Origin of the sequence: Anaerococcus rubeinfantis, assembly GCF_001487145.1 — a bacterium.
GTDB lineage: Bacteria > Bacillota > Clostridia > Tissierellales > Peptoniphilaceae > Anaerococcus > Anaerococcus rubeinfantis.
Genome location: NZ_LN913016.1, coordinates 1,664,442 through 1,674,998, shown reverse-complemented (window position 1 = coordinate 1,674,998; position 10,557 = coordinate 1,664,442). Strand labels below are relative to the sequence as shown.

The following is a 10,557-nucleotide window of genomic DNA, read 5'->3' as shown; positions in this document are numbered from 1 at the left end:
CTTTTATTTAATATTTTCCCAAAATCGCTTATAATATAAATAATAATACGAAAAGAAAGAAAAAAATAGGTGGTTTATGGTAATTAATAGGTATATAATTTTTTATTTTTTATTTGCCCTTTTGGGTTGGGTTTGGGAGAGTGTTTATTGCACTATTCAAAACCAAAAATGGCAAAATAGGGGGTTTTTGTATGGGCCGCTTTGTCCAATTTATGGATTTGGTTCGATTTTTGCTCTTTTTGCTTATGATTTAATAAATGAGGGGATTTTGGAAAAACTTTCTCTTTTACAGATTTTTATTGTGGGATTTTTTGTTTCTATGGTTTTGGAATATCCAACTTCATATATTTTGGAAAAATTATTTCATGCTAGATGGTGGGATTATACGGACCTTCCAATGAATTTAAATGGCAGGACATCAGTTCCAACATCGGTTGGTTTTGGCCTTGCGGCAATTTTGGTTATGGAATATTTGATTCCAAAGGCTGAAGATTTTTATTCTTTCTTGCCAGAGATTTTGGCTGTAATTTTGCCTTTTATTTTAATTGGCATTCATTCTTCAGACATAACCCTTACAGTTGTGAACTTGACTAATTTCCAAAAAGAACTTGATGAAATTGAAGAAAATTTCCAAGAAAAAATGACCCAAAGAGTCGACAATTTTTACAGGAGAAAGAAATCTTTCAATCCAAAGACTTTAAAAAGGGTTGTTTCATTTAGGATGAGCGAGAAAAGAAATAAAATCGCAGAAAGAATTATTAAAAGTATTGAAAAAATTGAAGATGATATATAAGAATAATAAAATTGAAAAAAAGTCTGATTTTAGTATCGTAAAAGTATAAAGGAGATTGTATGATTTATAAAGCAGATTATGTAATATTAGAAGACAAAATCGAAAAAGATTTATTTGTAGAAGTAGAAAATGGGAAAATAAAGTCTCTTTCCAAAAACGAGCCTGAAAATTTCACTTATCTAGAAGGAATTTTGGCTCCAGGCCTTGTTGACACCCACATTCACGGCTACAAAAACGAAGATATAATGAATGCGAAAAAAGGAGCCTTGGATATAATTTCAAAGGGCTTGCTTGAAACAGGTGTAACATCATTTTTGCCAACAACTTTAACCGACTCAACAGAAAGGTTAAATGAAGCGGTAAAAGTTGTTGGAGAAGAATACAAGGATGTAAAGGGAGCAAAAGTAAGGGGAATATTTTTGGAAGGCCCATTTTTTACAGAAAAATACAAGGGCGCCCAAAACGAAAAATATATGTCAGATCCTGACATAGAAAAATTAAAAACATGGAAAGACTTGTCAAAAGGCCTTGTAAATAAAATTGCAATTGCACCAGAAAGAGCTGGGTCAGAAGAATTTATAAAAAAAGCAAATGCCATGGGAGTTTATGTTGCCCTTGGTCACTCCGATGCATCATATGATCAGGCGATGAAAGCAGTAGATGATGGGGCAAATATTTTTGTTCACACCTTTAATGGAATGAGCGGACTTCACCATAGAAATCCTGGTATGGTAGGAGCAGCTATGAATTCAGATGCAATTTCAGAATTAATTTGCGACGGCCACCACGTAAATCCAGCCGCAGCAGAAGTTTTAATAAACAAAAAAGGCTATGACAGAATCGCTCTTATAACAGATTGTATGATGGCAGGAGGCATGCCAGATGGATCATATATGTTGGGAGAATTTCCAGTAAAAGTTGAAAATGGAACAGCAAGACTAGAATCAGGAAACCTTGCAGGATCAATTTTAAAATTAAAAGAAGCCGTTCAAAATGTGGTTGATTGGGATATAGTAGATATTTTTGAAGCAGTCCAAATGGCATCCCTAATCCCAGCAAAATCCGTAGGAATAGATGATGTTTGCGGAAAAATAAAAGTAGGCTACGATGCAGATTTTATCCTCCTAGATTACGATTTAAATTTAAAAGCTACTTATTTGAATGGGGAAGAAAAATATCATGTTTAGAATAAATAATTTTTATGATAATCCGAATATAGAAATAAAAGAAGAAAAAGGACCATTTAAGGTTTTAGAATACCAAAAAAATCTTTCTGTTGATAAAAATTTCGCTATGAGCGAATATTTCTCATCAAAAATGCAAATAAGAAAAAGACAACTCTCATGCGATTTGTCAATTTCTCCAGTTACAAGCCAAACAGGGGCTATGCAATGGATGATTGGAGAAGTTGAATTAACAAGTGGGATAAAAGGAGTTGGAGATTTCTTTTCAAAATCTATTAAAGGTTCTGTCACAAAAGAAAGTGCAGTAAAACCTGAATATAAAGGAAGAGGTACGGTTGTATTAGAGCCAACTTATAAACACATAATTTTAGTCGACTTAAAAGAGTGGAATAATTCAATTGTATTAGAAGATGGATATTTTTTGGCTTGCACATCAAATTTAAAACAAAAAATAAAAACAAGAACTAACTTGTCATCATCTTTAATGGGCAATGAAGGAATATTTAATTTAAAATTAGAAGGAGAAGGAATTCTTGCCTTAGAAAGCCCAATAGCAAGGGATGATTTGATAGAAATAGAACTTGAAAATGATGAGATAAAAATTGATGGATCATACGCTATAGCTTGGTCAGATAGCCTAGATTTTTCAGTAAAAAAAGCATCAAGTTCACTATTGTCGTCAGCTATGACCGAGGAGGGCTTTGTGAATGTATATAAAGGAAGTGGCAAAATACTTCTAGCTCCTCTAGATTACAAGAATAAATAAATTGTAAATTAATAAAATTAAAATTACTTTCAATAAATATTAATTTTTTTAATAACTTGATTAATTTATTTAAACCAGTATATTAAAATAGAAATATTTAATAAATCGGAGGGATTTTATGAAATTTAAAAATTTAAAATATGGAGCATCAGCTCTTGCATTAGCACTTTTACTTTCAGCTTGTTCTGGAGAAAATGCTAATAAGGCAAAAGAAGATGCAAAAGATGCAGCAAGTAACGCAAAAGCTGCTGTTTCTGAGGAAGTTGCTTCAGTAAAAGACGATGCTGAAGAAAAAATTGACGAAGCAAAAGGAATTGAAGGAAAAGAATTTGATATTTCTCTTGATGATGCTGTTGATAAATTCAAAGAAGCTTTTGAAGTAGATGGCATAGAAGTTTCATCTCTTGAATTTGATGAAGATGATGGAAAATATGTTTATGACATCAGTGGATTCAAAGACGATGAAGAGTTTGAAGCAAAAATAGATGCTGAAAGCGGAGAAGTTTTATCAAAAGAACAAGATAAAGATGATGATACAAAAGATGCCATGGCAATTGACTTTACAAAGGTTAAAGCTCCAAAAGAAGCAATGGAAAAAGCTATGGAAAACAACAAAGGCTATGTAAAATCTTATGAATTAGATTTCAATGACCAAGGAAAATTAGTTTACGAAATTGACGTTGAAAACGGAGATGACGTAGAACTTGACGCTGAAACATTGGACATTATTCAAAAATAGGATTTAAATCCTTATAATTTTAAATTAAAGGCAGGATTTGTTCCTGCTTTTTGTTTATTTTTTAAGTATATTGATTTTAATTTTTTAGCTTGTATAATGAAAGTGTAAAGAAACTAATGTATTAGATGCATTAAAAAAGACAGGAGTTGCAGCTCCTGTCTTTTTTTCTTAATGTTTTGCATTATTCCCATTGTTTTTGCAAATAATATCATAGATAAAATTTGCTATTAAACTAAGAATAATAGAAACTAATATATCTCTAAGATGCATTTTTACCACCTTCCTACACAAAGTATAGAGATGTTTGCAAAACATCAAGTATATTTTATCATAAAGAAATTTTTAAAAAAATTAGAAAAAATAAAATTCCTAGTATCAATTCTATTAATCCTACTTTTTTTGCATACTTTTCATCTTTTAATCCATTTTTATAATCATTTTCAAAATTATTTATTAGCTTATATTTTTTCTTAAAATATATATTGTATCCAAAAAATGTGAAGACAATTGCCAAAGTTAAGCTTATTATTTTTAATATTTTCATAAATTTCTCCTAATAAGGAGCATTTTCTGGTTGGGCTCCTAATTTTTTTATTTCTACCCTTAAAATATTTGCAAGTTTTGGCAAGATTATTATTAAAACTATGGTGTGAAATACAAAGTTTATTGCCATTGTTGGTATTCTCATTGCAAATTGAACCGCAAATGGATTGCCAGTTAGTTGGCTAGTCCATAGGGTGTTTAGAAATAAACTTGTGACTAGTGAATTTGAAATCGTACATAAGACTATGTTTTTCCTTGTTATTTCTTTTCTATAGAAAAAGAAAGTATAAATTAGGGCTGAGGCGATTTTTGTTGTCACAAAGGGCAAGTAAAATCCTCCAGCTGTTGGGAAAATTAGGTTTGAAACTAAATCAATTATTATTGATGCAAGAACAGCAAGAGATGGGTTGAAAATTGAGCACATAGCTGCTGTTACTATAAAACCTAGACCGATTTTTCGACTTACTGTAGTTATAGAAAAAAATCTCGAAACTACAATTGATAGTGCTATAAAAAATGATAGCAAAATCAAAGTTCTGTTGTTCTTTAAATTTTTCATTTTTTCCTCCTATTTGGTAGTCTGCCATCATAGGAAATGATGTAGCGGATGCGGACTAAAATCTTTCGTCTAGAAACAACATCCCATTTTCTAGCACTTAACGCCTTAGCCCTACTCTACCTATTTATTTTTCTCTATAATTATAACATTTTTGCCTATAAATAGAAATTATATTAGTCTATTGATTTTTTTTAATAAATTTTTTTACAATTATAGGAGTGACTATACTTGTAAGAAAAACTGCCATAGCCAATTGTGATGTAGCAGTTTGGGATATTGTTGAAATACTTTGATCGGTAGTTTCCAAAATTTCTGGAACAGAAATTGAAAGACTGGCAATTGAAGAAATACCCAAACTTGTCATCCCGTTTTCCTTTAAAATTTTTCTCTCATAGAAAAATAGAATTGGAACAGTTAATATATAAAATAAAATACTTATAAGAATTCCCTGAAAACTCGCCTGAAAAGCATTAATTAAATTTATTCCTGCCCCAAAAGACCAGCCCATAAAAGGGGTTAGAATTGTAATGGCGGGATAAAAAAATTCAGCCATTTCTCGGTCGAGATTTCCAATTATTAAGCCTAAAATCAAAGGAAGTAAGATTGAAATAAGGGGAGTCCAATCAATTGTTGAGCTTTTTGAAATTGAAAAAATTAAAATTGGAAAAGCTGGCATACAGAAAATTTCTGCAAGGCCAAAAGCAGCAACATCGTTCTCATCCCCATAATCTTGAGCAAAAGCAAGGTATAGGGCAGGATTTAAAGAAGAAATGCCAGTTATAAAGGCAAGAGCAGAAATTCCAAAAATTCCATCAAGGCCAAAAAATCTTACAAATAAAATTCCTAAAACAAGAGAAAGAGCAAATTTTAACAAAATAATTGACCCTTGTTTACTTAAAATATTTTTTGAATTTTTTAAATTAAGAGAAGTTGCTGATAAAAAACAAATTAGGCCAATAATATAATTTATTCCTTTTTTTGTAAAAAAAGCCCCAGAAACTGCCCCGACATCTAAAAGATCTGGTGCAAAAGTATAAAATAAGGCGGAAATCAGCATAGGAATCAACAAAAGTCCGCCCGGGATTTTTTTCATAAATTTTAACATAAAAACTCCTTATTATAAAAAAAGAATTTTCCTAAAAACTTAAGAAAATTCTAATTTTTCAGTTATTTTCAATATCAAGTTTCAATTGGATATTGTATTCGTCCTTAATCTTTTCAATTAGCCTTTGGGCAATTTCTTCCACGTTTTCATCAGAAAAAATTTCCTCTTTTTCAACTTCCTTGTAAGGAAGAAGGACATAAGATATTTTGTTATTTTTTAAAATTACAGCTGAACCTTTTTTATCAGCAAGTCTTGCAATTTTTGAAAAATTTTCATTAGCCTTGGAAATAGAAACTATATTATCACCATTAATTTTCATACAAGCCTCCTATCCTATTTATAGCCATTTTACAAAAATTTAAAACAAAAAGACCCCAGAGGGTCTGATTGAATTTTAATATAAAATTATATATCCTTAAACTTTAGATTAAAAGTGGAGCTCCTGGTCCTAGTGGAAGTCCCAATAAATACCAAATAACCATAAGTCCTGACCAAGAAATCAAAAATGCAAATGAATAAGGTAGCATCATTGAAGTCAAAGTTCCAAGGCCTGCGTCCTTGTCATATTTTTGCATGAAAACAACAATCATTGCAAAATAAGACATAAGAGGAGTGATAATATTTGTTGAAGAATCACCAATTCTGTAAGCAACTTGAGTAAGAGCAGGAGAAAGTCCAAGCTCTGCCATCATTGGAACAAAAATTGGAGCCATAATTGCCCATTTTGCAGAAGCAGATCCCATAAATAAATTTAAAAATGCAGTAAGCAAAATAAACATCAACAATAAAGGAAGACCACTTAGGTGAATTGATTTCAAAAATTCCGCACCATTTTTTGCCAAAATTAAAGCGAGATTTGACTTTGAAAAATATTCAACAAATTGAGCTGCAAAAAATGCTAAAACCAAAAATCCACCCATTCCCGCCATAGATTTACTCATGGCATCAATTAAATCATGGCTTGTTTTTATTACACCAACAGTTTTACCATAAACAAGGCCAGGAATTAAAAACAAAAGCATCATAGCAGGAATAAGTCCGTAAGCCAAAAACTCATCTAAATTGATAAGACCTGTCTTCTCATCAAGACTTTTTAGGGGAGCATTTTTTGGAAACATCAATAAAGCCATGATTATTACAAAAATAATCAGAGAAATAAGAGCATTTTTAAGACCTTTTTTCTCAAGATCAGTCAAAGGCTCGTGATTAGCCTTATAAGATCCCTTGTATTCACCCAAGTTTTTTTCAACAATTCTTGTTGTAACCAAAGTTCCAACTATAGTTATCAAAAATGTAGAAACAAAAAGAAAGTAAAAGTTGCAAGTTGCAGAAATTCTAAGATCCATTCCTACGGCTCTCAACGCTTCATTTGTAATATTTGTCAAAAGTGGGTCGGTTGTACCCAAAAGTAAATTTGCAGAAAAACCTCCAGAAACTCCAGCAAAAGCTGCCGCAATTCCAGCCAAGGGATTTCTTCCTGCTGCCGCAAAAATCATAGCACCCAAAGGAACCACAACAACATATCCGGCATCAGATGCAATATTTGACATAATTCCTGCAAAAATTACAGCAACAGTCAAAAGAGTAGGAGAAACATCAGAAAGCAAATTTTTCAAAGTTGCATCAAAAAGTCCGCTGTTTTCAGCAACTCCAACTCCAAGCATGGCAACCAAAACAGTACCGATTGGAGCAAAATTCATGAAATTATCAGTAGCAGAATTGAAAATATATCTTAAACCTTCAAGATTTAGAAGAGAAATAGCTTTTTTCGTAACCTCTTCACCAGCCTTTGCATCAAAATAAGTAACAGAAAGACCAGCCTTGGCTGCAAAATGAGAAATAATTACAACAAAAATACTCAAAAATAAAAATATTATTGCAGGATGAGGCATCTTGTTACCAATTTTTTCGACAGATTTCAAAAATCCACCAACATCATTGGCATCCCTCATCTTTTTATCTTTTTTAGCCATAAAAACCTCCTTAGTAAAAAAATAAAAAATTGCCTTTCAATTTTATCAAAAAAAGAGAATAATTACAAATTTTAATCTAAAAAAATAAAATACAAAAGAAAGATTGCAAATAAAAAACAAAAAAAGACCCTTACAAAACCTATCACTTAACAAAAATTTCAAAAATTAAAATTGAATGGTAAATATCCAAACAAAATATTTAAAATCTTTAAAATATTGATAAATTTAAAATTGCAAGAGTCCTTAAAGATTAAAAATTAAAATCTAGAAAAAATCTTCAATATCTTCACTTTCAAAATCAATTTCTTCAAGACTTGACATAGTAGTAGCCCAATTTTTTTCAATAGCAAGAAGAGCCTTATCCAAATCTCTTTCCTTCAAAGATTTAATAATTTCAGCATGTTCATCAAAACTTGACATCTTGTGGCAGTCATTTTCAAAAAAATAAATATCAACCCTAGAAACCTTTCTTTTAAGAGCATCAAGGATAGATTCAATCTCCCCATTATCACAAAGCTTAATTATTTCCTTGTGAAAAGCTTGGTCAAGTTCCAAAATTTTAATGTGATTTTTTTTACTTTGAATTTTTTTGATTTTTCCATTAATATATTCAAGATCTTCAATTACTTGATCATCAAGATTTGAAAAACCAAGTTTTAAAGCAAGTTGTTCTAGGCTAGAAATAATCGGATAAATATTTAAAGTTTCTTCAACATTTATAGGAGCAACCATAGTCCACCTATTAGCCTTAGACAAAATAAGCCCCTCATCTTCAAGCCTTAAAATCGCCTCCCTAACAGGAGTACGAGAAATCCCCAAGGCCTCAGACATTTCGTTTATTCTAATTCTAGTTTTTGGTTTAAGTTCACCTGAAATAATTTTTGTAGAAATTAAATCATAAGCTTCATCTTTTATAAATTTTCTTTTAATAGGAGAAGGTGTAAAATCCATAATAAATCCTTTCGTGTTTCTTAATATGTATTATATCACATATTAAAATTTTTTTCTACTTGAAATTTAAAGAATTATTAATGAAAATTTTTAAAACTATAATTTAATTTTATAACAAGACGGCTTTAACTCTGATTCAAAATTTATAATTTACATAAAAAATTTGAAAATGAATCTAAATCTATGGGTTTTTATCGATTTTAAATTGTGTTGAAAAAAATTACAAGAAATGAAATAAATTTATCAAAATGTATTAAAGTGAAATATATTATAAAACATAGGCAAACGTAATTCTTTATGGTAGGATTTAGTTAAATAAATATATGTAAGGAGATGTAAATATGAGAACAAGTATACAAAAGTTCGGGAAAACTTTGATGGGACCCTTATCAATAATTGTTGCATCAGGTTTATTATTAGGTATTGTTTCTATTTTGCAAAATCCGTCTATTTTCGGAGAAAGCATACAAAATGGTGGATTTATTGCATCAATAGTTACAGGAGTAAATAGCATAGTTGGAATGATGTTTTCACTTCTACCTATATTATTTGCTGTTTCAGTAGCTATAGGACTTGCAGAAGAAGACAAAGAATATTCTGCTTTTGCTGTTGTTATTGCATTTTTTATTTTTCACATAACTCTTAATCATATTTTGACAACAAAGGGTATTAATGCTGAAAATATGAGTGTAGAAAATCTTTTAAAAGAAGGTTTGAGCAAGGTAAAAGCATTTGAACAGGCTAACAAATATGAAGTTTTGTTTGGAATATTTACCTATAGGATGGGAATATTTGGTGGAATTTTAGTTGGTTTGTGGACCGCACTTATTCATAATAAATTTCACACTCAAGAATTGCCTATAGCTTTTAGTTTTTTTGCTGGAAATAGATTTGTACCTATTATGACAATAATTACTGTTCCTTTCTTGGCAATTGCAATGTATTTTATTTGGCCATATTTTTCAGAATTAATTAATGCAATAGGAAGATTAATTTCAAATGCTGGAATTTTCGGTCCATTTATTTATGGTTTTTCAGAAAGATTATTAATACCAACAGGCTTACACCACATATTAAATCAGCTAATAAGATTTACTCCTATTGGTGGGGTTGCAGAAATTGGTGGAAAAACTTATACAGGAGCCTTAACAATTTTCCAAGCTGCATTGGCTGATCCTAATAGAGATATAAATGTTTTAAGACATGCTACAAGATTTTTAACTCAAGGAACTCATCCGTTTATGATTTTTGGTTTACCTGGAGCTTGTTTAGCTATGTACAAAACATCATTTTTAGAAAATAGAAATAAGGTAAAAGCTTTATTGTCAGCAGCAGCCTTGACTTCATTTTTTACAGGAATAACTGAGCCAATAGAATTTGCCTTTATTTTTATATCACCACTTTTATGGCTTTTCCATGCCTTTATGGCAGGCTTATCTTTCTTCTTGATGTCCTTGATGAAAGTTGCAGTTGGAAATGCAGGTGGCGGATTTATAGATTTAGCAATTTTTGGAATTTTCCAAGGAACATATACAAGATGGTTTTTAATAGTACCAGTTGGAATAATATATTTTATAACTTATTACTATGTTTTCAAAAAAGTAATATTAAAATATAATTTAAAAACTCCTGGTAGAGATTATGTTGAAGAAGTTGACATAGATGAAAATGAAAATAAAAATGCTAGCGTAAATTATGATGGCATTGGTCAAAAAATATTAAAAGCTGTAGGCGGAAAAGATAATATTAAATCCATCGACAATTGTATATCAAGATTAAGATTAGTTTTAAAGGATACAAGTCTTGTAGATGATAAGATTCTTAAAAACGAAACTGGAGCTATGGGTATTATAAAAATTGATAGTGAAAATATTCAAATTGTATATGGTACCAAGGTTGAAAAGATGGCTCGTGAATTGAAAAAAGCAGTTAAGGAGAGTTAAT

11 protein-coding genes and 1 riboswitch are annotated in these 10,557 nt (G+C 30.5%); of the genes, 5 read left to right on the top strand and 6 right to left on the bottom strand.

Annotation, left to right across the window (positions count from 1 at the left end):
* Positions 1-76: 76 nt before the first annotated feature.
* The 4 genes from BN3265_RS08805 (at position 77) to BN3265_RS08790 (ending at position 3,482) form a co-directional block, all read left to right on the top strand.
* A complete protein-coding gene (locus tag BN3265_RS08805; RefSeq protein ID WP_058991200.1) occupies positions 77-793 on the top strand; it encodes a putative ABC transporter permease in 717 nt (238 codons plus the stop codon).
* Between the two features lie 59 nt (positions 794-852).
* Complete coding sequence (gene nagA / locus BN3265_RS08800; RefSeq protein ID WP_058991199.1) at positions 853-1,980, top strand: N-acetylglucosamine-6-phosphate deacetylase; 1,128 nt, start codon at positions 853-855, stop codon at positions 1,978-1,980.
* On the top strand, positions 1,973-2,743 hold the full coding sequence (locus tag BN3265_RS08795; protein WP_058991198.1) for an AIM24 family protein: 771 nt from the start codon (positions 1,973-1,975) through the stop codon (positions 2,741-2,743). Before nagA ends, BN3265_RS08795 begins: the two co-directional genes overlap by 8 nt.
* A gap of 118 nt (positions 2,744-2,861) precedes the next feature.
* Entirely contained in the window at positions 2,862-3,482 is a 621-nt protein-coding gene (locus BN3265_RS08790) for a PepSY domain-containing protein (RefSeq protein WP_058991197.1), read from the top strand.
* Positions 3,483-3,810: 328 nt separating this feature from the next.
* On the opposite strand, the gene BN3265_RS08785 is transcribed toward BN3265_RS08790, so the two are convergent.
* The 6 genes from BN3265_RS08785 to BN3265_RS08760 form a co-directional block, all read right to left on the bottom strand.
* The gene (locus BN3265_RS08785) at positions 3,811-4,026 is read right to left on the bottom strand and encodes a hypothetical protein (RefSeq protein WP_058991196.1); all 216 of its coding nucleotides are present in this window, start codon (positions 4,024-4,026) and stop codon (positions 3,811-3,813) included.
* Between the two features lie 9 nt (positions 4,027-4,035).
* On the bottom strand, positions 4,036-4,584 hold the full coding sequence (locus tag BN3265_RS08780; protein WP_058991195.1) for a folate family ECF transporter S component: 549 nt from the start codon (positions 4,582-4,584) through the stop codon (positions 4,036-4,038).
* Between the two features lie 40 nt (positions 4,585-4,624).
* Positions 4,625-4,705: riboswitch (THF riboswitch) on the bottom strand.
* Between the two features lie 57 nt (positions 4,706-4,762).
* Positions 4,763-5,689: a 2-keto-3-deoxygluconate permease gene (locus tag BN3265_RS08775; RefSeq protein WP_058991194.1), complete on the bottom strand. Its 927-nt coding sequence runs from the start codon at positions 5,687-5,689 to the stop codon at positions 4,763-4,765.
* A 58-nt stretch (positions 5,690-5,747) separates the two neighbouring features.
* Positions 5,748-6,008, bottom strand: a complete 261-nt coding sequence (locus BN3265_RS08770) for a type II toxin-antitoxin system Phd/YefM family antitoxin (protein WP_058991193.1) — start codon at positions 6,006-6,008, stop codon at positions 5,748-5,750.
* A 103-nt stretch (positions 6,009-6,111) separates the two neighbouring features.
* Complete coding sequence (locus BN3265_RS08765; RefSeq protein ID WP_058991192.1) at positions 6,112-7,662, bottom strand: AbgT family transporter; 1,551 nt, start codon at positions 7,660-7,662, stop codon at positions 6,112-6,114.
* A gap of 264 nt (positions 7,663-7,926) precedes the next feature.
* Positions 7,927-8,613, bottom strand: a complete 687-nt coding sequence (locus BN3265_RS08760) for a GntR family transcriptional regulator (RefSeq protein ID WP_058991191.1) — start codon at positions 8,611-8,613, stop codon at positions 7,927-7,929.
* A gap of 341 nt (positions 8,614-8,954) precedes the next feature.
* Here BN3265_RS08760 and BN3265_RS08755 point away from each other — a divergent pair, with 341 nt between their 5' ends.
* The gene (locus BN3265_RS08755; protein WP_058991190.1) at positions 8,955-10,556 is read left to right on the top strand and encodes a PTS transporter subunit EIIC; all 1,602 of its coding nucleotides are present in this window, start codon (positions 8,955-8,957) and stop codon (positions 10,554-10,556) included.
* Position 10,557: the final 1 nt, after the last annotated feature.